Annotated in this window: 19 protein-coding genes; 9 read left to right on the top strand and 10 right to left on the bottom strand. The window is 66.1% G+C overall.

Annotated features, from left to right (window positions below; translation table 11 throughout):
- Window positions 1–426 precede the first annotated feature (426 nt).
- A complete protein-coding gene (gene putP, locus ACSX1D_RS14095; RefSeq protein ID WP_439859096.1) occupies window positions 427–1896 on the top strand; it encodes a sodium/proline symporter PutP in 1470 nt (489 codons plus the stop codon).
- 96 nt (window positions 1897–1992) lie between these two features.
- Window positions 1993–5889: a bifunctional proline dehydrogenase/L-glutamate gamma-semialdehyde dehydrogenase PutA gene (putA, locus tag ACSX1D_RS14090; RefSeq protein ID WP_439859095.1), complete on the top strand. Its 3897-nt coding sequence runs from the start codon at window positions 1993–1995 to the stop codon at window positions 5887–5889.
- A gap of 157 nt (window positions 5890–6046) precedes the next feature.
- Here putA and choX read toward each other — a convergent pair whose 3' ends face one another.
- The 5 genes from choX to sstT all read right to left on the bottom strand — a co-directional run bounded on the left by choX (window position 6047) and on the right by sstT (window position 14136).
- Window positions 6047–6994, bottom strand: coding sequence for a choline ABC transporter substrate-binding protein (gene choX / locus ACSX1D_RS14085; protein ID WP_439859094.1), 948 nt, complete (start codon window positions 6992–6994; stop codon window positions 6047–6049).
- Between the two features lie 388 nt (window positions 6995–7382).
- Complete coding sequence (locus tag ACSX1D_RS14080; RefSeq protein ID WP_439859093.1) at window positions 7383–9503, bottom strand: TonB-dependent receptor; 2121 nt, start codon at window positions 9501–9503, stop codon at window positions 7383–7385.
- Window positions 9503–10717: an MFS transporter gene (locus ACSX1D_RS14075; protein ID WP_439859092.1), complete on the bottom strand. Its 1215-nt coding sequence runs from the start codon at window positions 10715–10717 to the stop codon at window positions 9503–9505. The genes ACSX1D_RS14080 and ACSX1D_RS14075 overlap by 1 nt, the downstream gene beginning before the upstream one ends.
- Window positions 10707–12635 (bottom strand): IucA/IucC family protein, encoded by a 1929-nt coding sequence (locus tag ACSX1D_RS14070; protein WP_439859091.1) that lies wholly within the window; start codon window positions 12633–12635, stop codon window positions 10707–10709. The genes ACSX1D_RS14075 and ACSX1D_RS14070 overlap by 11 nt, the downstream gene beginning before the upstream one ends.
- Before the next feature lie 256 nt (window positions 12636–12891).
- Complete coding sequence (sstT, locus tag ACSX1D_RS14065; RefSeq protein WP_439859090.1) at window positions 12892–14136, bottom strand: serine/threonine transporter SstT; 1245 nt, start codon at window positions 14134–14136, stop codon at window positions 12892–12894.
- A gap of 280 nt (window positions 14137–14416) precedes the next feature.
- Here sstT and ACSX1D_RS14060 point away from each other — a divergent pair, with 280 nt between their 5' ends.
- On the top strand, window positions 14417–15064 hold the full coding sequence (locus ACSX1D_RS14060) for a YceH family protein (protein WP_439859089.1): 648 nt from the start codon (window positions 14417–14419) through the stop codon (window positions 15062–15064).
- A gap of 85 nt (window positions 15065–15149) precedes the next feature.
- Here the strand turns inward: ACSX1D_RS14060 and ACSX1D_RS14055 are convergent, their stop codons facing one another.
- The gene (locus ACSX1D_RS14055) at window positions 15150–15467 is read right to left on the bottom strand and encodes a hypothetical protein (RefSeq protein WP_439859088.1); all 318 of its coding nucleotides are present in this window, start codon (window positions 15465–15467) and stop codon (window positions 15150–15152) included.
- 448 nt (window positions 15468–15915) lie between these two features.
- Between ACSX1D_RS14055 and ACSX1D_RS14050 the strand changes: the two genes are divergently transcribed.
- The 4 genes from ACSX1D_RS14050 (at window position 15916) to ACSX1D_RS14035 (ending at window position 20034) form a co-directional block, all read left to right on the top strand.
- A complete protein-coding gene (locus tag ACSX1D_RS14050; protein ID WP_439862329.1) occupies window positions 15916–17157 on the top strand; it encodes a glutamine synthetase family protein in 1242 nt (413 codons plus the stop codon).
- Between the two features lie 221 nt (window positions 17158–17378).
- Window positions 17379–18737, top strand: a complete 1359-nt coding sequence (locus ACSX1D_RS14045; RefSeq protein ID WP_439859087.1) for an MFS transporter — start codon at window positions 17379–17381, stop codon at window positions 18735–18737.
- On the top strand, window positions 18734–19426 hold the full coding sequence (locus tag ACSX1D_RS14040) for a TIGR04283 family arsenosugar biosynthesis glycosyltransferase (protein ID WP_439859086.1): 693 nt from the start codon (window positions 18734–18736) through the stop codon (window positions 19424–19426). The genes ACSX1D_RS14045 and ACSX1D_RS14040 overlap by 4 nt, the downstream gene beginning before the upstream one ends.
- Window positions 19423–20034: a TIGR04282 family arsenosugar biosynthesis glycosyltransferase gene (locus ACSX1D_RS14035; protein ID WP_439859085.1), complete on the top strand. Its 612-nt coding sequence runs from the start codon at window positions 19423–19425 to the stop codon at window positions 20032–20034. Before ACSX1D_RS14040 ends, ACSX1D_RS14035 begins: the two co-directional genes overlap by 4 nt.
- A 12-nt stretch (window positions 20035–20046) precedes the next feature.
- On the opposite strand, the gene ACSX1D_RS14030 is transcribed toward ACSX1D_RS14035, so the two are convergent.
- The 4 genes from ACSX1D_RS14030 to flgA all read right to left on the bottom strand — a co-directional run bounded on the left by ACSX1D_RS14030 (window position 20047) and on the right by flgA (window position 22650).
- Window positions 20047–20796 carry a flagellar brake protein gene (locus ACSX1D_RS14030; RefSeq protein WP_439859084.1) on the bottom strand — a complete coding sequence of 250 codons (750 nt, stop codon included), beginning with the start codon at window positions 20794–20796 and terminating at the stop codon, window positions 20047–20049.
- Between the two features lie 82 nt (window positions 20797–20878).
- Window positions 20879–21346 (bottom strand): flagella synthesis protein FlgN, encoded by a 468-nt coding sequence (locus ACSX1D_RS14025; protein ID WP_439859083.1) that lies wholly within the window; start codon window positions 21344–21346, stop codon window positions 20879–20881.
- Window positions 21347–21396: 50 nt separating this feature from the next.
- A complete protein-coding gene (gene flgM, locus ACSX1D_RS14020) occupies window positions 21397–21738 on the bottom strand; it encodes a flagellar biosynthesis anti-sigma factor FlgM (RefSeq protein ID WP_439859082.1) in 342 nt (113 codons plus the stop codon).
- Window positions 21739–21891: 153 nt separating this feature from the next.
- On the bottom strand, window positions 21892–22650 hold the full coding sequence (gene flgA, locus ACSX1D_RS14015) for a flagellar basal body P-ring formation chaperone FlgA (protein ID WP_439859081.1): 759 nt from the start codon (window positions 22648–22650) through the stop codon (window positions 21892–21894).
- Between the two features lie 77 nt (window positions 22651–22727).
- Here flgA and ACSX1D_RS14010 point away from each other — a divergent pair, with 77 nt between their 5' ends.
- Window positions 22728–23660 carry a chemotaxis protein CheV gene (locus ACSX1D_RS14010; protein ID WP_439859080.1) on the top strand — a complete coding sequence of 311 codons (933 nt, stop codon included), beginning with the start codon at window positions 22728–22730 and terminating at the stop codon, window positions 23658–23660.
- 45 nt (window positions 23661–23705) lie between these two features.
- The gene (gene cheR / locus ACSX1D_RS14005) at window positions 23706–24533 is read left to right on the top strand and encodes a protein-glutamate O-methyltransferase CheR (protein ID WP_439859079.1); all 828 of its coding nucleotides are present in this window, start codon (window positions 23706–23708) and stop codon (window positions 24531–24533) included.
- Window positions 24534–24719: the final 186 nt, after the last annotated feature.

Genomic DNA, 24719 nt, shown 5'->3' with positions numbered 1-24719 from the left:
ACAGGCGCGCCTGAGGCCATGCCCCTCTGCGAACCGATGCGGCGCATCTCCAACGCCGTCCCCGGCGGCTGCCGGGCGAGGCAAGGGGTAAGGTCGCAGATCTCTCCTATAGTTAAAAACACCTGCCCGCCGCCGCGGCGCAGTTGGCGTGCAGGCCGACTGTGCGAATGACGCCCCGGCGCCTGAAGTCCGTCATGCCCATGCGCCGGGCGAGCGTTGGAGTCGCAGCCGGTTGGCGAACGCTGCGGGGCGGTTCTGGCGTTCGCCTGGTTCGCCCGGATGATCGCCATGCGCCACAACAATGCGAGGAATCCCATGGAACATGCACTCAGTTTCGCAACCTGGTTCTGGTTGGTCGTGCCGATGTGCACCGTCGTGGTGCTGTCGCTGGTTACCTACCTGATGGGCAAGTGAGGAGCGGCAACCATGAACATGAGTACCCCCACCCTGGTGACCTTCATCGTCTACCTGATCGGCATGCTGGTCATCGGTTTCGCGGCCTACCGGCTCACCGACGACCTGTCCGACTACGTGCTCGGCGGCCGCCGCCTCGGTCCCGGTGTGGCCGCGCTCAGTGCCGGCGCCTCGGACATGAGCGGCTGGCTGCTGCTGGGGTTGCCCGGCGCCCTTTACGCTTCGGGTATGAACCAGGTGTGGATCGCGGTGGGGCTGACCATCGGTGCCTACCTGAACTGGCAGTTCGTCGCCCGCCGATTGCGCGTCTACACCGAGGTCGCGCGCGACGCGATCACCGTGCCCGACTACCTCGAGAATCGCTTCCACGACAGCAGCAAGGTGCTGAGGATGATCTCGGCGCTGGTCATCCTGCTGTTCTTCACCTTCTACACCTCGTCCGGCATGGTCGCCGGCGCCACCCTGTTCGAGAAGAGCTTCGGCATGGAGTACGGCACCGCGTTGTGGGTCGGTGCGATCGTCATCATCTCCTATACCTTTCTCGGCGGTTTCCTGGCGGTGTGCTGGACCGACTTCGTCCAGGGCCTGCTGATGTTCGTCGCCCTGCTGATGGTGCCGATCGCGGTGATCGCGGCCGATGGCGGCTGGAGCAATACGGTGGCGGAGGTGGCGGCGGTCGATCCGGCGCGTCTGGATATCTTCCACGAGATGACGCTGTTCGGCATCGTCTCGCTGATGGCCTGGGGCCTCGGTTATTTCGGCCAGCCCCATATCGTCGTGCGCTTCATGGGCCTGCGCCGCTCGAGCGACATGCCCACCGCCAAGCTGATCGGCATGACCTGGATGGTGCTTGCGCTGTACGGCGCGATCCTCACCGGTTTCGCCGGCATCGCCTATTTCGCCAAGGAGCCGCTGGCCAACCCGGAGACGGTGTTCATCACCCTGTCGCAGCTGCTGTTCAACCCCTGGGTAGCGGGGGTGCTGCTGGCGGCGATCCTGTCGGCGATCATGAGCACCATCGACTCGCAGCTGCTGGTGTCGTCGAGCGCGCTGACCGAGGACTTCTACAAGGCCATGATCCGGCCCAATGCCAGTCAGAAGGAGCTGGTGTGGATTGGCCGCGGCACGGTGATCCTGATCGCGCTGATCGCCGTGCTCATGGCGCGTGACCCCGACAGCACGGTGCTTGGCCTGGTCTCCTATGCCTGGGGCGGCTTCGGCGCGGCGTTCGGGCCGGTGCTCATCCTGTCGCTGTTCTGGAAGCGCATGACCCGAAATGGCGCCATCGCCGGCATGGTCGTCGGTGCAGTGACGGTGATCCTGTGGAAGCAGGTCGAAGGCGGCATGTTTGACATGTACGAGATCCTGCCCGGCTTCATCCTCTGTGCGCTCACGGTCGTGGTGGTCAGCCTGATGAGCTCGCCGCCGCCGGCGGCGATCCAGAAGGAGTTCGACGCCTTCGAGAAGACCCTGCACGGCTGAGTGCGCTGATACCACCGCGGACACCTAGTACGCGCCAGCGGCCATCACCGGGCCGCTGGAAGCTATCCGCCCCAGATTTCAGGCGAGGACCAGACCATGAGTTTCGAGAGTCCCCCACTGCAACCCGATGCACTGCGGCGTGAGATCGACGCCCATTACCGGGCCGACGAATCCAGCTGCGTGACGGCGCTGCTTGGCCAGCTGGATCTCCCGGCCGAGGCCCAGGCGCGCATCCAGGCCACTGCCAGCTGGCTGGTCGAGGGCGTGCGCGCCCGCTCCAAGGGCGGCATCGACGCCTTTCTGCACCAGTACGGCCTGTCCACCCAGGAGGGGGTGATGCTGATGTGCATCGCCGAAGCGCTGCTGCGCATCCCCGACGATGCCACCCAGGAGGCGCTGATCCGCGACAAGATGTCGGCCGCCAACTGGGACGCCCACCTGGGGCGCAGCGACTCGGTATTCGTCAATGCCTCGACCTGGGCCCTGATGCTGACCGGTCGGGTCGTCGGCCTGCGTGGCGTCAAGGGCCAGACGCCGGGTGCGGTGCTGCGCCGGCTGGTGGCCCGGGTCGGCGAGCCGATGATTCGCGAGGCGGTGAACCAGGCGATGCGCATCATGGGCAAGCAGTTCGTCATGGGCCGCACGATCAACGAGGCCCTCGAACGCGCCAAGGTCTTCGAGCGCAAGGGCTACAGCTACTCCTATGACATGCTCGGGGAAGCGGCGCGGACGATGGCCGACGCCGATCGTTTCTTCGAGTCCTACCGCAGCGCGATCGCCGCCATCGGCCGCGTCTCGGGCGGCAAGGGCATCTATGCGGGACCGGGCATCTCGGTCAAGTTGTCGGCGCTGCACCCGCGCTACGAGCTGTGGCAGGAGCAGCGGGTGATGGACGAGCTGGTGCCGCGTATGCACGCCCTGGCGGTCGAGGCCGCGCGGCTCGACATCGGCCTCAACATCGATGCCGAGGAGGCGGCGCGGCTGGACATCTCCCTCGACGTCATCGAGGCGGTCTCCGGCTCCGAGGACCTCAAGGGCTGGGACGGCTTCGGCGTCGTCGTGCAGGCCTATCAGAAGCGTGCGCCCTTCGTCATCGACTGGCTCGCCGACATGGCCCGTCGCCATGGCCGCCGGCTGATGGTGCGCCTGGTCAAGGGCGCCTACTGGGATGCGGAGATCAAGCTGTCGCAGGAACTGGCGCTGCCCGGCTACCCGGTCTACACGCGCAAGATGAACACCGACGTCGCCTACCTCGCCTGTGCGCGCAAGCTGCTGGCCAATCGCGACGTGTTCTATCCGCAGTTTGCCACCCACAACGCCCATTCCATCGCCTCGGTGCTGGAGTACGCCGGTGACAAGGGCGGCTTCGAGTTCCAGCGCCTGCACGGCATGGGCGAGGAGCTTTACGAGGGCGTGGTCGAGGATGCGCGCATCGGCATGCCGTGCCGCATCTACGCGCCGGTCGGCGGCCACGAGGACCTGCTCGCCTACCTGGTGCGCCGGCTGCTGGAGAACGGCGCCAACAGCTCCTTCGTCAACCGCATTCAGGACGAGTCGTTGCCGGTCGAGGCGATCATCGCCGACCCGGTCGCCCAGGTGCAGGCGCTGTCCTATATCCCCCATCCGCACATCCCGCAGCCGCAAGATATCTACGGCCCCGGGCGAGTGAACTTCGCCGGCCGCGACCTGTTTGACCGCGCGACCCTGCGCGAGCTTTCCGCCACGATGGCGGCGGCGGAAAAGGACAACTGGCGCGCCGGCCCGATCGTCGATGGCGAGCAGCGCGAACGCGAGCCCCACGATGTGCTGAGCCCGGCCGACCGCAGCCGGGTGGTCGGCCAGGCCAGCGAAGCCACGGACGAGGACGTCGAACAGGCCCTGGCCAGCGCCCAGCGCCATGCCGCCGACTGGGCCGCCACCCCGGTCGCCGAGCGGGCCGCGGCGCTGCGCCGCCTCGCCGACCTGATGGAGGAGGAGGCGCCTCAGTTGATGGCCATCGCCGTGCGCGAGGCGGGCAAGACGCTCGCCGATGCGCTCGCCGAGGTGCGCGAGGCGGTGGATTTCTGCCGTTACTATGCCCAGCGTGCCGAGCTCGACTTCGGCCCGCCGGTGCGCCTGCGCGTGCCGGCCGATGCCGGCCACGAGGCGCGCCTGTACGGTGGCGGGGTGTTCTGCTGCATCAGCCCGTGGAATTTCCCGCTGGCGATCTTCACCGGCCAGATCACCGCGGCGCTGGTGGCGGGCAACGCGGTGGTGGCCAAGCCCGCCGAGCAGACGCCGCTGATTGCCGCCGCCGGCGTGCGGCTCATGCACCGCGCCGGCATCCCGACCGGGGTGCTGCACCTGTTACCGGGCGACGGCGCACGGGTCGGCGGCGCGCTGGTCGCCGATGCGCGGGTGAGCGGCGTGTGCTTTACCGGTTCGACCGAGGTCGCCCAGCTGATCAACCGCACACTGGCGCGACGCGACGGCGCGCTCTGCCCGCTGATCGCCGAGACCGGCGGCCTCAACGCGATGATCGTCGACTCCAGCGCGCTGCCCGAGCAGGTCGCGCGCGACGTGGTCATGTCCGCCTTCCAGAGCGCCGGTCAGCGTTGTTCGGCGCTGCGCGTGCTGTTCGTGCAGCAGGACGTCGCCGACAAGATGCTGAAGATGATCTGCGGCGCCATGGAGGAGCTCAACGTCGGCGACCCGGCGCAGCTGTCCACGGACATCGGCCCGGTCATCGACGACGAGGCCAAGGGCCTGCTCGACAAGCACATCAAGCGCATGCGCGGCGAGGCCAAGCTGCTCAAGCAGGTCAAGCCGGGGCCGAGCAGCGGCAAGGGCAGCTTCGTCGGGCCGGTAGCCTTCGAGCTCGACAGCCTTTCGCGCTTGAAGCGCGAGGTGTTCGGCCCGGTGCTGCACGTCATCCGCTTCCCCGGCGAGCAGATCGGCAAGGTGGTCGAAACCATCAACGCGACGGGCTACGGACTGACCCACGGCATTCACACCCGTGTCGACGAGACCCGCGACCTCATCCTCGAGCGGATACGCGCAGGCAATGCCTATGTGAACCGCAACCAGATCGGCGCCGTGGTCGGCGTCCAGCCCTTCGGTGGCGAAGGCCTGTCGGGCACCGGACCGAAGGCGGGCGGGCCGCACTATCTGGCGCGCTTCGCCAGCGAGGTCATCGATGGCGCCGCGCCAGCGGCGGCCGCCGACCTGGGCAGCGATGCGCCGGCGATGGCCGGCGTGTCGCGCGAGCGGCTGGCGCTTGCCCTCGCCGAGGCCAGCGCCGCGGCGCCGGCCTGGGCGGCACTGGCGGTCGGTGAGCGTGCGGCCGTGCTGGAGAAGGCGGCGGCGGCGATCGAGGCATCGGTGCAAACGCTGGGCATACACGATCCGGACGGCGTGCAGGGGATCGGCCGCGCGGCCGAGGCGCTGTGTTTCTACGCCGCCCAGGCCGAGGCGGAGCTGGCCGAACCCTCCGAACTGCCCGGGCCGACGGGCGAGCGCAACGAACTGCGCTCGCCGCCGCGCGGGCTGGTCGCCTGCCTGGCGGCGGCCGACAAGGGCTTCGCCGCGCTCGCCGCGCAATGCGGCGCGGCCCTGGCCGCTGGCAACAGCGTGGTGCTGTGGCATGAGGTCGAGCGGGTCGCCAACGAGCTGCAGCGCCTGCTGCTGGAGGCCGGGGTGCCCAAGGGCGCGCTCGGCGCGCTGGCGGCAGGCGACGATGGGACGCTCAAGGAGCTGGTCGAGGACCCGCGCGTCGATGCCGTCGCCCTCGCCGGGCCGCACGCACTGGCCAAGGCGCTCAACCGCACCCTCGCCGAATGTGACGGGGCGATCCGAACGCTGATTCCCTACGGGCTGGACATGCACGCAGGCGGCGCGCCGGGTTGCCCGCTCGCCGGCAGTCCGGGGTATCTGCATCGCTTCGTGCTGGAGCGCGCGGTGAGCATCGACACCACCGCGTCGGGCGGCAACGCCTCGCTGTTCACCATGGAGTAGGTCCTGCCCCGACAGCCGGCCGCGCGCCATCGCAAGCGGGCGGCGGGCGCGGGCAGGTCCTGAACAGAGGCCGTGGCAAACGGAAAAGGCTTGCGCACTGCGCAAGCCTTTTTTGTTGTCCGGGCCTGCCAACCCAAGGGTGGGGCCTTGCTGCTGTTTAGAGGCTCAGGTGCTTCTTGACGGCAGCGAGACCGTCCTTGCCGTCGATGGTGGTCACGCCGGCCAGCCAGGTGTCCAGCCACTGCGGGTTCTGCTTGATCCAGTCGGTGGCCACCACATTGGCTTTCTCGTGGGCCATGATGCGCTCCATCAGGGCCGCTTCCATGTCCGTGGTGAACTTCATGTTGGCAACCAGCTTGGCTGCGTTCGGGCAGCGCTCGGCATAGTCCGTGGCGGTAATGGTATAGATCTCGGCCGAACCGTAGTTGGGACCGAAGTAGTCATCGCCACCGCTGATGTAAGTCATGTCGAACTGCAGGTTCATCGGGTGCGGGGCCCAGCCGAGGAAGACGATCGGCGACTTCGAGCTGATGGCGCGGGCGACCGCGACGCGCATGGCCGCCTCGCTGGATTCGACCAGTTTGAAGTCACCCAGCTCGAACTTGTTCTCGGCGATGATCTGGTTGAGCATCTTGTTGCCGCCGGAGCCGGCCTCGATGCCGTAGATCTTGCCGCCGAGTTCCTGCTTGAACTTGACGATGTCGGAGAAGTCCTTCAGGCCCTGCTCGTACAGGTAGGTGGGCACGGCCAGGGTGTACTTGGCACCCTCCATGTTCGGTTTTTCCGCCACGTTGATGCTGTTCTTGTCGCGGAACGGCTTGACGGTGTCGTCCGAGGCCGGTGACCAGTAGTCGAGGAACACGTCCATCTGTTTCTTCTGGATCGAGGCGAGGGTGATCGGCAGCGACACGATGGTCGATTTCGGCTTGTAGCCCAGGCCTTCGGCCAGGACCATCAGCAGGCTGTTGTTGGCGGCGTTGTCGACCCAGCCGATGTCGGCGATGCGCATGTTCTGGCAGGAGCTGGCTTCCTGGGCTAGCAGGTCCGTGGCGCCGAAGGCCAGCAGGGTGCTCATAAGTGCGGGAATCATTTTTCTTGTAGTCATAGTATTCCTCTGGAACTTACATCGAGGGTCGAGGGGCTGGGCCCGCTCGCCTGGTTTGATTGCGCGGTCGGCGATGACCGCGGTCGCTCATGCAGCATCCTCTGGATCGATTGCCTGGCGCCGCTGGCGCCTTTCCTCGGGCTCGATAGTAGGAACAGGCTGGGCGTGGCAACCAGCAATAAAATAGCGGCCTTAGGGGCGGTTTTTCTTATGGCCGCATAAGGTCGGGCGGCGGGTGAGGGCAGTTGCGCGGTCGGCGGCGGACTGCTGAGTTCGCTGGCGCGGCAAGAGGCTGGCGCGAGCGCGCAAGCCTCTTGCGTTTGCCTGGACGATAGCGCGACCAGGGCCGCCGGCTGCGTTGCACAGTCGGCGGGCCCGCGCGCGGACGCTACCAGTCCAGGGAGTAGGCGAGGCTGAAGGTGCGACCTTCGGCGTTGGGGAAGGGCATGCGGGCGTTGGCCTGGGTGAAGAGGTTCTGGTAGGTGCGGTTGGTCAGGTTGTAGATGCCGCCCTCGAGGCGCCCGGTCGGCAGTTCCACCGCGCCGAGCAGATCGACCAGGGTGTAGCCGTCGATCTCCCGGCCGTTGTTGTCCTTGGTCGCGGCATCGTAGCTGGCCAGCTGCAGGGCCTGCAGGCGCAGGTTGTAGCGGTCGCGGGTATAGCCGAGGAACAAGGTGGTCTTGGCCGGCGAGACGCGGGTGGCCGGCAGGTCGATCCATTTGCCGTCCTGCCGGGTTTCGCCCTTGGTCCAGGCATAGGTGCCGCCGACCGTCCAGCGCTCGCTGAGGTCGTAGCTCAGGCTGCTTTCCACGCCGCGCACCCGTTCCTTCTGGTCGATCAGGCGCAGCACGCGGTCGCGGGCGTCGTAGAACTGGGTCACGTCGGAGCGGTTTTCGTAGAGGGTGACGTCGGCCTGCCAGCGGCTCCAGTTGCCGCGCCAGCCCAGCTCGTAGCTGTCGACCTCGATCGCCTGGGCATTGAGGGTGTGGATGTCGAAACGGCTGTTGACGTCGCGCAGGAAGCGCTGGATATCCGGCAGGGAGAAGCCCTGGCTGAAGTTGACGAACAGGTCCTGGCTGTCGCTGAGGTGGTATACGGCGCCGAGGTTGTACAGGGTGGCGTCGTACTTGAGGGTGCCGCCGGGCAGGGTGGCGCGGTTGCCGGTCTGCCAGATCTCGCCGTAGGCGATGCTGTCCGCCACCTGGCTCTCGACCCATTGGCGCCGCACGCCGCCGCGCAGGGTCCAGTCGGCGAGCTCCCAGGACATCTGGGCGAACAGCGCGCGGGTGTCAGTCTCCACGTCCGGGCCCAGCTCGAAGGTCTCGCCACTCTTGCGGTAGACCAGGCCGTTGACGTTGTAGCGGTCGCCGCGCTGGCGGGTGCGCTCGTTCTCGTAGTCGGCGCCCCAGACCAGGCTGCCACGGGCCGCGCCGATATCCGGCAGGGCGCTCTCCACGGCGGCGCGCAGGCCGTAGACGTCCTGCCGGCTGTTGTTGTCGGAAATACCGGCCAAGCCGCGTGGGCGATCGGGGAAGAACAGCGCGTCGGAGCGACGCCAGTAGCTTTCCAGCAGCAGGTTCTGGCCGAACAGGTCGCGGTCGTTGTAGTTGAGGTTGACCGCCTGGTTGTGGGTGTAGGGCTGATCGTCCAGGTCCAGTCCCTTGACCGCCACCGCCTCGCCGCCGATGGCGCGCTGGGTGTAGCCAGTGTCCTGTTCGTCCTTGTAGTCCTGCAGGGCCAGGCTCAGGCGCTTGTCCTCATCCAGGGCATAGCCGAAACGCCCGTGCAGGTCATAGCTCTCGGTGTCCATGGCGCTGCCCTGGGAGGTGTCCTGGGGAATGCGCCGGCCATCGCCGTCGAATTGGTCGTTGCGCTGGCTCCAGTCGGCCGACAGGTACCAGTCCAGGGCGCCGTATCGGGCACCGGCACTCTGGAACAGTTCATAGGCGAAGCCCTTGGAGTTGAGGTTGTTGCCGCTGCTCATGCCGACCCGGCTGCTCAGGGCCAGCTCATCTCCCTGATTGCGCTTGGTGATGATGTTGATCATGCCGCCCGAGGCGCCGGCGCCGTAGATGCTGCTGGCGCCGGAGACCACCTCGATGCGCTCGATGCTGGCCGGGCTGATGCTGTTGAGTTGGCGGAAGTTGTCGCGGCTGGCGTTCTGCGAGACGCCGTCGATCAGCACCAGCATGTTGCGCCCGCGCAGGGTCTGGCTGAAGTTGCTCATGCCGCCGGTGGCGGGGGCGAGGCCGGGCACCAGGGTGCCGAGGATATCGGCGACCTTGCGCCCGGCACCGCTCTGCTGGCGGATCTGCTGCTCGTCGATCACCTGCACCGAACCGGGAATGGAGGCGAGGCTGGCCTGGCTGCGGGTGGCGGTGACCACGGTATTGGCCAGTTGCACGGCGTCGCCACTCGTGGCGCCGGCTTCGGCGGCCAGGGCCAGTGAGCTGGCGCCGCCCAGCGAGCCGAGCAGGGGAATCAGGAGCGAAAGGGGAGTCTTGTTCATCAGATCATCTTCTTGCGGTTGGCAGAAAGCGCCGGGGTGTCCGGCAGTTGCGAGGTATTGCGGATCAGGCGGATGCCCAGGGCCGCCACGGCGTAGGTGATGGCCACCAGCCAGAAACCGCCGGCCAGGCCGGCCAGGCCCATGCCGGCAGCGCCGAGCAAGGCGCCGAGCAATGCGCCGGCCTTGGCCGCGCTGTTGCCCAGGCCGAGGGCGAAGCCCTGGCGGTCGGCCGGCAGGGTGGTGGCGATCAGGGCGTAGGCCACCGGCAGCAGGGCGCCTTGCCAGATGCCCCAGAGCAGGCGGCTGGCGATGAAGCCGAGCCAGCCACTGGCCAGGGCGGTCAGGGCCAGGGTCAACGCGCACAGCCAGGCCACCCACTCGATCACCCGCAGCGTCTGCGCCGGCCGCCAGCGATCGAACAGCCGCCCCCAGAGCGGCGCGGAGACGGCCAGGGTGGCGGCGCTGGCGGCGTAGCTGGCGCCGATCAGCCAGCCCGGGGCCTGGAGTATCTCGGCGACATACAGGGCGAAGAATGGCTGCGGCATCATCTTCGCCGCCTGCACCAGCACGATGATCGTCAGCACGCCGCCGAGCCAGCCGCTGGGCAGGGGCGCGGCCGCTTGCGGGCGATTGCGCCGCGCGCTTGGCGTGTCCGCCGGGAGGGCAGCCGCCGCCACGGTGCACAGCAGGCAGATCAGCGCCGCCGAGTAGCACAGCCAGGCGAACCCGGCCGCATCCAGCAGCCAGCCACCGAGCACCGGCCCGGCCAGTGAGCCGACCGCGGTCGCCGCCTGCAGGCGGGCCAGTACCTGGCCGCGCTGGTCAGTGGCGCAGCAGGCGATGGCATAGGCTTGGGCGGCGGCGATGAAGCCGGCCAGCGCGCCTTGCAGCACGCGGATCAGCACCAGCAGCCAGGGGTTCAGGGTCAGCGCGGCCAGGCCCTGGCATAGCGCCAGGGCCAGCAGTGCGCGCAGCACCATGGGCTTGTGCCCGGTGCGGTCGCCGAGACGCCCCCACAGGGGCGTCAGCAGCATCGCCGCGAGCATCGGCCCGGCATACACCAGGGCCGAGAGCGAGGCCAGGTAGTGCGCCTGCCCGGGCCCGAGCAGCGCCTGCAGACGCAGCGGCCAGAACGGTCCGCTCATCTCCATCGCGCCCATCGACACGCACTGGATGGCAATCAGCAGGGTCAGGGCGCGCCGCTCAACGCTCATCGTCGCCCCGAATCAGCGGGTTGCGCAGGCGGCCGACCATGTCGACATGGCTGTCTTCCAGACGCATGCGCATGAAGGCCTTGGCCGGCCAGTCCTGCTCCAGCAAAGCGCGACGCTCGGTTTCCCAGCGCTCGGCGGGGACCCGGCTGCGCAGGTCCTGGAAGCTGCGCTCGAGCTGCGCGGCCAGCTCCTTCCACAGCAGCTGCCCGGCCACCCCCCAGTGGCGCGCGCACAGCAGGGCCAGTTCGCCAAGGTGGCACATGAACACCGTGTGCAGCAGCTTGTCGCGCACGAAACCGGCATCGTCGAACAGGGTCATGCGCGGGTCGTGCAGCTGCAGGTCGAGGTCCTGTTCATGCAGGCTCGGGCGATAGATGCGGATATCGCCGAAATCGCGCAGCAGCAGGCGCCGCGGGCGGCCGTCGCGGCCCATGAGCATGAAGCTGTTCTGCTGATGGGCCTCGAAGGCCACGCCGTAGAGCAGGTACATGCCCAGCAGGCCTGGTACGGCGATGGCCAGGTAGTCGCGAAAGAAGGCCAGCATCGCCTGGCTGTCGGTGCCGCCCTGGGCCAGGGCGACCCATTGGCGCAGCAACGGCTGGCCCGCGCCATCGGTGGCGAACAGGCTGCCCACCGGAATGGCCATCTCGCCGGCGGCGAGCAGGCTCAGGGGATTGTCGCGGTACAGCACCGACAGGTGGCGGGCGCGTTCGTCGTCCGCCGGTTGCGGGTTGAAGTGCAGGCCGACGCGCTCGGGGACCACGGCGAGCACCCGGGCCAGTTCGGGCTCTCTTTCCAGTATCTGCAACAGCAGCCGGCTGACCCGCGGGCCCATGCGCGCCGAGCGTGGCGACACGGTGCGCTGCACGCTGGTCAGGCGCAGGGACACCGGCAGCTTGACCATGGGCGCCTGGGGGCTGGCCTCGGGCAGCACGGTGCGGAAGGACATGGTCGGGTGGCCCTGGAAGGCCTGGATGTCGGTCAGGATCAGCTGGCGTGCGGCGATCTCCCCGGCGAACAGGCGCGGCAGCACCTCCTCGGCCTGCCAGGGGTGCACCGGTAGCGGCAGGTAGTCCTCGGGCTCCAGTCCCTGTTGGCGCAGGCAGGCGGCGAAGCGCGCGAATGCTTGCGGGAATTGCGCCTGCCACCACTGCAAGTAGTCCGGCGTATCACCCAGGGTCTCGCCGTGGGCGCTGTGCCGGTGCAGGGCGGCCAGGCGGACGCCGATGCGCGCCTCGAATTCCGGCGAGAGGGCGACCACCTGTTCGGCGCTCAGGCCCAGCTTGGTCTTGTAGTTGGGGTGCCAGGGGTGGCCCAGGGTGCCCCATTGTTCCAGCAGCAGAGTCGGGTTCTCCTGGCCGCGCCCAGACTGCAGCGCGGCCAGCAGCTGGTCGGCGGCGGCGTTGCCGAGGTCATGTTGCAGCTGGCGGTTCCAGCACTGGTGGTAGGCCAGGCAGAGGGTGTCGTTGCGGTAGCTGTCGTCCAACTCCTCGGCCAGGCGCGACAGCGCTTGCGGGGCGATAGAGCAGGTGAGCACGCCGCTGAGCAGCTGCAGCAGCTCGGATGGATACTGCAGTTCGTAGGGCCGCGCGCCGGCACGGCACAGGGCCACGCCACCGCGCAGGTCCCAGCTGCCCATGCGTCCGGCTTCGAGGTGGTCGAAGCGCAGCATGGCATCGGGCTCGTGCAGCCTGAGCCAGCAGCGTCGCTGTTCGTCGTGGATGCAGGCTTTCGCGTCGATCAGGCCTTCGCGAAGCAGGGACTGCATCAGGCGCTGGAAACTGCGCTGGCGTGCCGCGGGCAGTGCCAGGGCCAGATGATCTAGGGTGACTTGGCGCGAGCGAAACGCCGGGGTGCTGAGGGCTTCGCTCCAGCGCTCGAGGAGCTGTCGCATGTTCTCGGGCAGGGCAACCGTCATGTGGGGTTCCTTAGGTGAGGATCAATAACCAGGCATTCCATTGCAGACATGGGTGTTGCGCGCGAGGTAAGAATACGCATTATTGTTCGGTAATGCAAATCGTTCGCGTTTAAGTGTGGCGAGGGGATAGTAGGAGTTGCTGCGCGGTTGGTCTGTGGGTGGTGAGGGGGCGTCGTCGGCGGGTATTTGCAGGGCCATACGAAAAAGGCCTACGCAATGCGTAGGCCTTTTTCGTGACGCGAGCTGATGCGGGCGGTCAGCGCGCCGTTTGCGGCAGCGCCGCGGCCTCCGCTTCCTGGGCCAGGCAGGCGGCCGCAGTGAACAGCACGTCGGTGGAGGAGTTCAGCGCGGTTTCCGCCGAGTCCTGCAGGATACCGATGATGAAACCGACCGCAACCACCTGCATGGCCACCTCGTTGGGGATGCCGAACAGGCTGCAGGCCAGTGGAATCAGCAGCAACGAACCGCCGGCCACGCCGGAGGCGCCACAGGCGCTGATCGCCGCCAGCAGGCTGAGCAGCAGGGCGGTGGGCAGGTCGACGGCGATGCCCAGGGTGTGCACAGCCGCCAGGGTCAGCACGGTGATGGTGATCGCGGCGCCGGCCATGTTGATCGTGGCGCCCAGGGGGATGGACACCGAATAGGTCTCCTGGTGCAGGTCCAGGCGCTGGCACAGCTGCAGGTTGACCGGGATGTTGGCGGCCGAGCTGCGGGTGAAGAAGGCCGTCAGGCCGCTCTCGCGCAGGCAGGTGAATACCAGTGGATAGGGATTGCGGCGAAGCTTGCAGAAGACGATGGCCGGGTTGACCACCAGGGCGACGAACAGCATGCAGCCGACCAGTACCAGCAGCAGGTGTAGGTAGTCGAGCAGGGCGCCCATGCCCGACTCGGCCAGGGTCGCGGCGACCAGGCCGAAGATGCCCAGCGGCGCCAGGCGAATCACCAGCTTGACGATCGCGGTCACTCCCGCGGACAGGTCGGCGAGCATTTGCTTGCTGGCCGGGGCGGCGTGGCGCAGGGCGAAGCCGAGGCCGAGGGCCCAGGCCAGGATGCCGATGAAGTTGCCCCGGAGCAGGGCGTTGACCGGGTTGTCGACCACATTCAGCAGCAGGGTCTTGAGCACCTCGCCGATGCCGCCCGGCGGTGACAGTTCGGCGCCGTTGCTCACCAGCGCCAGGCTCGAGGGAAAGGCAAAGCTGGCGATCACCGCGATCAGCGCCGCGCTGAAGGTACCCAGCAGATAGAGCATGAGGATCGGGCGGATGTGGGTCTGCTGATCGCGCTGGTGATTGGCGATCGAGGCCGCCACCAGGACGAACACCAGCACCGGCGCCACGGCCTTCAGCGCCGAGACGAATACCGTGCCGAGCAGGCTGACCGAGAGGGCGGCCTGGGGCGCAAGCAGGGCCAGCAGTACCCCGGCAATCAGGCCAATGAGGATCTGCAGTACCAGGCTGGTGCGATTGAGCAGGTGGAGCAGCGGGTGTCGCGAATCGGTCATGACAAGCATCTCTAAGGGGCTGTCAGGCGCTGGCTCGGGCCATGCAGGCGACGCGAGCCGCGCAAAGGTGCGGGCGCGGGCTGGGTGCATGCGCAGGAGAGGGCAGCGGCTGGCGAGTTGTCAGGGGTGCGGCGGGGCAAAGGCGCCCGGGCAGAAAAACAAGCGCGCGACTCTAGCACAGGGCGACGCTCCATAGGACGCGCTCGGTCGGTGCGCAGGCGTACCAAGTTGCCGGCAGTCAGGCTAGGCTAGCGGCTGGTTCGAGCCAGAGAGAGCTGAGATGAATGACGAGCCCCTAACCGAGTCGGACGAGGCGCCGCTGAGCGCCGTCGAGGTCCGCATTCTCGGGTGTCTGATCGAAAAGCAGGCGACCACCCCGGAAGCCTACCCGCTGACCCTCAACGCCCTGGTGCTGGCCTGCAACCAGAAGACCAGCCGCGAGCCGCTGATGAACCTCAATCCAGGGCAGGTGGGCCAGGGCCTGCGCAGCCTGGAAGGGCGAGGCCTGACGCGTCTGGTGATGGGCAGCCGCGCCGACCGCTGGGAACAGCGCGCCGACAAGACCCTGGAACTGGTCGAGGCTCAGGTGGTGCTGATCGGCCTGCTGCTGTTGCGCGGCCCGCAGACCCTCAATGAACTGCTCACGCGCAGCAGCCGCATGCACGCGTTCGAGGACCTGGAGCAGGTGCGGCATCATCTGGATCGCCTGATCACGCGCGGGCTGGTGATCCAGCTGGCGCGCCAGACCGGCCAGCGCGAAGAGCGCTACATGCACCTGATGGGGGAGCCGGAGGACCTGCAGGCACTGCTGGAGGCTCGTGCCTCTGAGGTCGAGCGTCCCGTCGCCGGCTCGCAGTACGAGGCGCGACTCGAGGCGCTGGAGGCGCGAATCGCAGAATTGGAAGAGCGCCTGGCGCGGCTGGAGTGAGCCTGCACGAAAGGGAAATCTGCCGATTGGCAAACTCGAAAGGCGCCGCAATGGCGCCTTTTCTTTTTAAACCAGACCCGAATCGTTAAGCGATCCGGCGCTGCAGGCGTTCGGCGCCACCCTCGGCGACACGCAGGCGCTCCTGCAGGCGTTCGGCACCACCCTCGGCGACGCGCAGGTGTTCCTGGCGGCGTTCGGCACCATCTTCGGCGACACGCAGACGCTCGTGCAGGCGCTCGGCACCGCCTTCGGCGATACGGCCTGGGCCGGTGCGGTCACTGCCATCGGCGGCCAGGGTAGCCTTTAGCGCGTTTTGCGGGGCTGGTGCTGCACTGGTGGGCAGAGCGAAGGCGCCGGTGGACAGGCTGGCGAGAATCAGGCTGGCGAGAATTTGCTTTTTCATCTGAGGGCTCCTCGTAGGGGCGGTAAGTGAGTACGGAGCCCATGCTACTCAGAATTTTTCGATCAAGAAGTTCGGTTGCGGCATGGTAATAATCGATGCCGTTGATAGTGCTGTAAAACCACTCTAAAACGGTGGTTTTGCTTTTATCATGCAGGCGATTTGATGGCGCTGTTGGAGGAGATTTCAGCTGTCATAATCATCTAATAAATCGATGTGTATGTGCTCGACGTCTGGCCTGGGTGCTGGATTGTCAGCGCTCTGCCTGCTTGAAATGTTGAACGGCTGATGCGTATTTTGTGCACGTGGCAGTTTCGCCACGGTTATTGCGCAGATTAAGGAAGAGCAGATGAGTACCCCTGGCCGCGTGGCGCTGGACGATCGACTTCGCGGCGTCGCCGAAGTCGAATGCGTGACCCCCGATCTAAGCGGCGTGCCGCGCGGCAAGGTGATGACCGCCGAAGGCTTTCTCGAGGGGCGGCGCTTGCAGCTGGCCCGTGGCGTGCTGCTGCAATGCATCATGGGGGGCTACCCGCCGGCCCGTTACTACGGTAGCGATGATGGCGACCTGGCGCTGAACGCCGAGCCGACGCAGATCCATCGCCTGCCCTGGAGCGCCACCCCCAGGGCCCTGGCGATTTGCGACGCCGATGAGCTGGATGGTCGCCCGTCGGCGCTGTCCACGCGGGCCTTGCTCAAGCGGGTGCTGGCCCGCTACGCCGCCCGCGGCCTGCAGCCGGTCGTGGCCACCGAGTTGGAGTTCTTCGTCTTCGCGCCGAATGCCGATCCGCAGCAGCCCTTCCAGCCGCCGCTGGGGTTGGACGGGCGCCGCGAGAGTGGCGGCGCGGCCTTCAGCGTCGCCTCCAACAGCGGGCTGCGCGCCTTCTTCGACGAGGTCTATCGCTGCATGGCGGAACTGGGGCTGCCGCGCGACACCTTCATGCACGAAATGGGACTCAGCCAGTTCGAGATCAACCTGCTGCACGGCGATCCGCTGCTGCTGGCGGACCAGACCTTCCTGTTCAAGCACCTGCTCAAGGAGGTGGCGCTCAAGCACGGCCTGATCGTGGTGTGCATGGCCAAGCCGTTGGCCCAGACCCCCGGCAGCTCCATGCATATCCACCAGAGCGTGGTCGAGCAGGGTAGTGGGCGGAATATCTTCAGTGACGACGAGGGGCAGGCTACGTCGGCTTTCTATCAGTTCATCGGCGGCCAGCAGGTGGCGCTGGCGGATTTCACCCTGCTGTTCGCCCCCCATGTGAACTCCTACCAGCGGCTGTGTCATCCCTATGCCTCGCCGAACAACGCCTGCTGGTCGAGCGACAATCGCGCCGCGGGCCTGCGCATCCCGGCCAGCTCGCCGGCGGCGCGGCGGGTGGAGAACCGCCTGCCCGGGGCCGACGCCAATCCCTACCTGGCCCTGGCCGCCAGCCTGGCGGCGGGGTTGCACGGAATCGAGCAGCAACTGCAGGCGAGCGCGCCGCTGCAGGGCGAGTTCCAGGTGCCGGACGAGCTGACCCTGCCCTGTACGATGCATGCGGCGCTTGAGCGGCTGCAGCGCAGCCAGCTGGCCGTGGAACTGTTTGGCCAGGAGTTCATCGAAGGCTACATCGCCAGCAAGCGCATGGAGCTGAACAGCTTCTTCGACGAGATCACACCGTGGGAACGGCGAGTGCTCGCCGCCCCGGCGTGAGGCGATAAGCCGCGCCGCAGAAACGTTCATCGGCCGTGCGTGCATCGGCCCGCCTGTTCGGACGGATTGGCTACGCTGTAAGGCGAAAGGCTGCCGGTTGTTACTCTGCGGCGTTTCATTGCGTCTTGTAGCGCCGAGGTTTATTCGGAACCCAATACCCATCCCGGCCGGATTGCAGCAACAAGCGTCCGGCCAGCATTCAAGGAAGTCCCCAAAGCCCCATGCGCATGATCTGGAAGTCGTTTCGCTCGCTGTATTTCGCCACCCTGTTGATGCTGCTGGGCTCCGGTCTGCTCAGTACCTACCTGGGCTTGCGCCTGGCGGAGACCGCCGACGGGCTGTGGGTTGGTGCCCTGATGGCGGCCAACTACCTGGGCTTGGTGCTGGGCGGCAAGAAGGGCCACCGACTGATCGCCCGGGTCGGCCATATTCGCGCCTATGTGGCCTGTGCCGGGGTGATCACCGCGGCGGTGCTCGGGCACGGCCTGACCGATTGGCTGCCGATCTGGCTGCTGCTGCGCTTCGTGGTGGGTCTGGGCATGATGTGCCAGTACATGGTGATCGAGAGCTGGCTGAACGAGCAGGCCGATACCAGCCAGCGAGGCCTGGTGTTTGCCGGCTACATGGCGGCTTCCTACTTCGGCCTGATTCTCGGCCAGTTGGTCCTGGTGGTGCATCCGGCGCTGGGGCTCGAACTGCTGATGCTGGTGGCGCTGTGCTTCGCGCTGTGCCTGGTGCCGGTCGCGCTGACCCGCAAACTGCACCCGGCGCCCCTGCATCCGGCCCCGCTGGAGCTGCGCTTCTTCATCAAGCGGGTGCCGCTGTCGCTGACCACCATCGCCGTCGCCGGCCTGGTGATCGGTGCCTTCTACGGTCTGGCGCCATTGTACGCCAAGCGTCTGGGTATGCCCACCGAGCAGGTCGGTCTGTTCATGGGGTTCTGCATCCTCGCCGGCCTGGTGGTGCAGTGGCCGCTCGGCTGGCTGTCGGATCGCCGCGACCGGGTGCAGCTGATCCGTGGTTGCGCGGCGCTGATGGCGCTGGCGGCGCTGCCGCTGGCGCTGCTGGTCGAGGTGCCGTTGCTGGTGCTGTTCGGCGTCGGCTTTGCCGTGAGTCTCCTGCAGTTCAGCCTGTATCCGCTGGCGGTGGCCCTGGCCAATGACCATGTCGAGGGCGAGCGCCGCGTTTCGCTGACGGCAATGCTGCTGGTGACCTACGGTGTCGGCGCCAGTATCGGCCCGCTGCTGGCCGGGGTGCTCATGCGCTTCTGGGGCGCGAATATGCTCTATGCCTTCGTCTGCGCCTGTGCGCTGATTCTGGTGGTGCGGGTCAGTCCGAAGAAGGTCACCCACCTGCACCAGGTCGAGGATGCGCCGCTGCATCACATCCCGATGCCCGACAGCACGGCCAGTTCGCCCTTGATGGCGGCGCTCGACCCGCGCGTCGACGAGCAGGTGGTGCATGATCAGATGCACGACGCGGCCGCCGAAGCGGTTTCCGAGGCGGCAAGCGAGCCTGCTGGCGCCCCGCAGGCCGGGGTGAGCGACGAGGGGGCGGCGGAGCAGGCGCCGCGTCCGTGACACCGCTGCTCAGCGTCATAGTGCCGGCGCGGGATGAGGCGCAGGTGCTGCCGCCGTTGTTGGCCGATCTGGCGCCTTTGCGCGCCACTGGCGCGGAGCTGATTCTGGTCGATGGCGGTAGCCAGGACGCGACCTGCGACCTGGCGAAGGGGGGCGTCGATCAACTGCTACGGTCGGCGCCTGGCCGGGCCCTGCAGATGAACGCCGGCGCCGCTGTCGCCCGAGGCGATTACCTGTGGTTCGTGCATGCCGATACCCGAATCGATGCCGCCGCCATTCGCAGTTTGCTCGATGCGCTGAGCCGGCGCCCGCTATGGGGGCGCTTCGATGTGCGCCTGTCGGGGAGCGGGCTGGCGTTGCGCCTGATCGGGGCGATGATCAGCCTGCGTTCGCGACTGACCGGAGTGGCCACGGGGGATCAGGGAATCTTCGTCGCTCGCGAGGCGTTCGAGCGCCTGGGCGGCTATGCCGAGATGCCGCTGATGGAGGATCTCGAACTCAGTCGCCGCTTGAAACGCCTGGCGCGCCCGCGCTGCCTGCGGCCCGCGCTGCTGACGTCCAGTCGGCGCTGGGAGCGTCATGGCATTTGGCGTACTGTATTGCTGATGTGGCGGCTGCGATTGGCCTACTATTGTGGCGCCAATCCCGATCAGCTGGCGCGTGTCTATCATCGAGGGTCACGGCCATGAGTCTGTCGATTTCCTTGCATCTGCTGGCCCGTCTGCCGGTACCGGGACGGGTGAAAACTCGCCTGATCCCGGCGCTGGGCGAGGAGGGCGCGTGCGATTTGCAGCGGACCCTGCTCGAGCGGGCGCTGCAGCTGCCGCCAGATGGTTTCAGCGAGCGCTTCCTGTGGTTGGACGACAGCCCGAATCCGGAACTGCAGGCCTTGGCCGATCAGTTGGGCTGGACGCTGGTCGAGCAGCCGGCAGGTGATCTGGGTGAGCGCATGCGGCGCATCGCTGCACTGGGCTTGGCGGAATGCGACGCGGTGGTGCTGATCGGCAACGATTGCCCGGCGCTGGATGGCGAATACCTCAGTGGCGCCTGTATCGCCTTGCATGCTCAGCCAGTGGTGCTGGGGCCTGCCGAGGATGGCGGTTACGTCCTGCTCGGGCTGCGCCGCGTCGACCCGCTGCTGTTCGACGCCATGCCCTGGGGCACCGATCGGGTGCTGAGTCTGACCCGTGAGCGCCTGCAGCAACTGGACTGGAGTCACCAGCTGCTCCCGGAGCTGTGGGACGTGGATCGCCCCGAGGACCTGCCGCGCCTGGCGGCGCTGGGCATCCGCGTCTAGCGGCCGGGGCGGCTAGAGCAGCCCGGCGCCTTCGATGCGCCGCGCTTCGCGCTGTAGCTGGTAGACGAAGCGTTCGACCTGGCGCTGGTCCTGGCCGCTTATGCGGTGGAAACGCAGGCCAAGAAAGGTCATATCGGGTCTTTCCTCATACTGCGCATGGCGCAGTTCCACCGAGGTGATCATTGTCCCGAAAGGCAGCTGCGCGGTAAACCGCTCGTAGACCTGGCCCGCCTGCAGGTGGTGGGTGGCATTGCCGTGCAATCGCACTTTGCAGCCGGTCGCGGAAATATCCAGCATCTGCCCCGGCAATGCTTTGCTCAGCTTGGCCCCGGCCAGCTCGACCTTGATCTGCTCGCTCTGCTTGAGCTGGGCCCGGTAAGCGTTGCGCCGCTGGTGGTAGTGCACCTCCTGGGGCATCGGGCTCAGGTAGCAGCGTGCTTCATCGTGTTCGGTGATCTGTACCGTGTCGTGGCACTCCCAGGCCACGCGAACGCCCTCATGAAAGGCTTCGATACGAAAGGCTTCGCCATTGAGCAGATAGCGCTCGCCGTCGTTGGGGATCATCTCGTCGAGAATCAAAAGTGATTTTTCGCGATCGGCTTCGATCAGGTAGCTCTGAAAGCGTTGCTTGCGCTCGTGGAAGGTGATGATCAGCGGGTCGTGCGCCTGCTGCAGCTGGCGAAGGGTGGCAGCGATCTCCAGTGGTGCCTTGAGCACCTTGGGTGGTTGCGGGCCATCCTCCACGATAAAGGGATTGGACACGGTCCAGAACTCTCCTGGCAATTGCGCGGACACTAGCATACTGGCGTTTTGGCAGTATGTCCTTGTCTCAGGTTTTGGGTGATCAGGCCTGGCTGAGCGGGCGCTGCTGGCCGATTCTAGCGGCGCTGCCCCGGCTGTCATAGAGACTTGGCGTCTCGCCGCCGCGCAGAATGCCGAGCATGTTGTTGGTCGAGGCCTGACTGGCGCGGATCAGTCGGCCATTGCGCAAGTTGGCGGCCTGGCAGCGCTCGAGCAGGGCGTTGAGTTCGTCGCCGCGGGCGAGCAGTTCGGTGCCCTGATCGGAGTGTTCGGCCAGCGCTTGCAGGCCGCTACGATCGGCACTCAGTTGCAGGCCCAGCAGCAATTGGCTGCGCGCCTTGCCATGTTGGTCGAGTTGCGCCAGGAGCGGCTGCTTGTCGGCGAGGATGCCCTGCAGGCGACTCAAGTCACGCTCGCTGAGGGCTTGGAATTCGTCATCGATCAGCTCAAGCAGACGCTCGGCTGTGCCGATATCGTCGATGAACAGATTCAATAGGGTCGTATCGTGCATGGCGGGCTCTTGGGGGAGGGGCGTCCGGAACCCCCAGCGCAGCCCGGGGACTAGCGCTGGGACTCGAAGTTGAGCAGCTTGCCGGCAACGCGCTGGCTGTCGACCTGATAGCTGCCGTCGGCAATGGCCTGCTTGATCTGGGCCACTCGCTCCTTGTCGACGCTCGGCAGGTCGCGTAGCGAGTCGCCGATCTTCTGCAGTTGCTGCGCCTCGCGGCTCAGTTGCACGGAATCAGCGCCCTGGCTGGCTTCTGCCGGCTCGGCCGAAGCGGGTGCGTTGCCCGCCTGCTTGGCGCCAATGGCGTCGTTGCGGCCAGCAGATTGCGTGTTGCCGGTACGCCCCGTATTGGCGGGCGTGCTGGCACTATTCGGCCGGTTGAAGTCGATGACCATTGTGCGAAACCTCGAGCTGTATTTGGACGCTTATCAGGCTTGTCGGCCAAGTTGCGAAAACCTTTAGGGCGACTGAGCAATAAAATGCGCGTCAAGGGACAGTCTAAAACACAGCGCATAAATCGTCAGCCAATGGATACACAAGAATCGTGCCTACATCGCCACTTCCACCTGGCCAGGCGCGGTGACCCGGGCTCGGATCACCCGTTGCGAGCGCTGGTTGCGTACCCGGATCTGTCTGCCGACGGCCCCGTCCGACAGCGCTTCCCCGGGCATTCGTACGTTTACCGTGCCGCTACGTGCGCTGATCACCACCTGGTCGCCACGGCGAATGACCTCCGCAGCCTCTACGTGAACGGGCATCACTACCTGGTCAGGCAGCAGCGGGCGCGTCAGTTTCTTGCCGAGCGCCTGCTCGAGTGCGGTCAGGTAACCCTGGCTGAGTGAGCCGAGGTCGCGCTCGGCCAGTGTTATATCCGTGTCCGTCAGCACGCTGTCACGCTTCAGTGGGCGGCTGGCGATCACCACGTCGCGGTAGAGTCGAACCTGGCCCGGAACGAAAACCGTCCAGGGGGAGCTGCCCGGGCAGCGCACGCGAACCGTTACCCGGCCGATGGGTTCGGTCGGGCTTTCCAGAGAGCTCGCCAATTCTTTGTCGCAGGCGGGCAGGCGCAGGCGCGGGTCCAGACGGTTGATCTGAATTTCATGCCGGCCGCGAATGTCGCTACGCTGCAGATAGTCGCCTACGGTCTGCTCAAGAAAGCTCTGGGTGCTGCCGATAAGCTGCTCAGGCAAGGTTGCCGCGGTTGCTGCCTGGGGGCTGTAGCCAAGCGCGAGCATTGCAGGTAGAACTGCCAGCAGGTGGCGGGTCTTGACCATAGCGTGCCGAAATATCGTCGTTTTTGCGTTCATGCTGAGTAAAAAGCAAGGCTCGTGCCGCCTGCTACGCTGAGCACAATGTTCGCTTCTCAAACCAAAGGAGTTTGGGCATGGCCGGTGTATTGGATTCGGTAAACCAGCGAACTCAACTGGTGGGACAGAATCGTCTGGAACTGCTGTTGTTTCGCCTCAATGGCAGTCAGCTGTATGGGATCAACGTGTTCAAGGTGAAGGAGGTGCTGCAGTGCCCCAAACTCACCATCATGCCCAAGTCCAGCCCGGTGGTTCGCGGGGTGGCCAGCATTCGTGGCGGTACCATCCCGATTCTCGATCTGTCCATGGCGACCGGCAAGGCGCCACTGCGGAGCCTGGACAATAGCTTCGTCATCATCACCGAGTACAACACCAAGGTTCAGGGTTTTCTGGTGCACTCGGTGGAGCGCATCGTCAACATGAACTGGGAGGGTATCCATCCGCCACCCAAGGGCACTGGACGCGACCACTACCTCACCGCGGTGACCCACCTGGATCAGCAGCTGGTCGAGATCATCGACGTGGAGAAGATTCTCGCCGAAGTGGCGCCCACATCAGAGGTCATCTCCGAAGGGGTGCTGGATAATCAGGTGCAGGCCAAGGCGATGACCAAGCGGGTGCTGACCTGCGACGACTCCTCGGTGGCGCGCAAGCAGGTGTCGCGCTGCCTGCAGACCGTCGGGGTCGAGGTGGTGGCGCTCAACGATGGCCGCCAGGCCCTGGACTATCTGAAGGCGATGGTCGAGGAGGGCAAGAATCCGGCAGACGAGTTTCTGATGTTGATCTCCGACATCGAGATGCCGGAAATGGACGGGTATACGCTGACGGCAGAGATTCGTGCGGATCCGCGCATGCAGAAACTGCACATCATCCTGCATACTTCGCTCTCTGGCGTTTTCAACCAGGCCATGGTGAAGAAGGTGGGGGCCGATGACTTTTTGGCCAAGTTCCGTCCGGATGACCTGGCCTCGCGGGTGGTTGAGCGCATCAATTCGGTAGATGGGAGCTGAAAGCGTGGCTTTCGGCGCAACACTATGATCGGCGAGGCCTCGCGAGTGTCTTCAGGTAATTTGGATTTCGAGCAATTCCGGGTCTTCCTGGAAAAAGCCTGCGGCATCGTGCTGGGCAGCAACAAGCAGTACCTGGTTTCCAGTCGGTTGAACAAACTGATGGAGCAGCACGCGATCAAGAGCCTGGGCGAGCTGGTGCAGCGCATGCAGAACCAGCCGCGCAGTGGCCTGCGCGAGCAGGTGGTGGATGCCATGACCACCAATGAAACCCTGTGGTTTCGCGATACCTATCCGTTCGAAGTGCTGAAGAACCGGGTGCTGCCCGAGCTGATCAAGGCCAGCCCCGGGCAGCGCCTGCGGATCTGGTCGGCGGCCTGCTCCTCCGGCCAGGAGCCGTACTCCTTGTCGATGAGCATCGACGAGTTCGAGAAGACCAATATCGGTCAGCTCAAGGCTGGGGTGCAGATCGTCGCCACCGACCTATCTCCGTCGATGTTGGCCAACTGCAAATCCGGCGAGTACGACAGCTTGGCGATGGGGCGTGGATTGTCCCAGGAGCGCCTGCAGCGCTACTTCGACCCCAAGGAGCCGGGGCGCTGGGTGGTCAAGCCGGCGATCAAGAGTCGCGTGGAGTTTCGCCCGCTGAATCTGCTGGACAGTTATGCCAGTCTCGGCAAGTTCGACGTGGTGTTCTGTCGCAACGTGCTGATCTACTTCTCGGCCGAAGTGAAGAAAGACATCCTCACCCGTATCCATGCGATGTTGAAGCCCGGCGGATACCTGTTTCTCGGCGCCTCCGAGGCGCTCAACGGCTTGCCGGAGCGTTACCAGATGGTGCAGTGCAGCCCAGGCATCATCTACAAGGTGAAGTAGGTCGCCAGACCGACAGTACTCGACTCGAGCAGAACGGGAGGCCAGTGGCCTCCCGTTTTCGTTTTCGCCGGCGGCAAGGGGCAGGCCGATTTGCCGCTTGGCTTGCCAGTAGGCGGAAATGCCTTGCCGCCCAGGCCGTTGAAGTTGCCATGTCGATGTTTAAGTCATTGAAAAATAAGCAGTAAG

The organism is Pseudomonas sp. MBLB4136 (assembly GCF_051904765.1).
In the GTDB taxonomy this organism is placed as follows: Bacteria; Pseudomonadota; Gammaproteobacteria; order Pseudomonadales; family Pseudomonadaceae; genus Aquipseudomonas.
The sequence above is the reverse complement of the archived record's forward strand: the minus strand, read 5'-3'. Positions and strand labels throughout refer to the sequence as shown.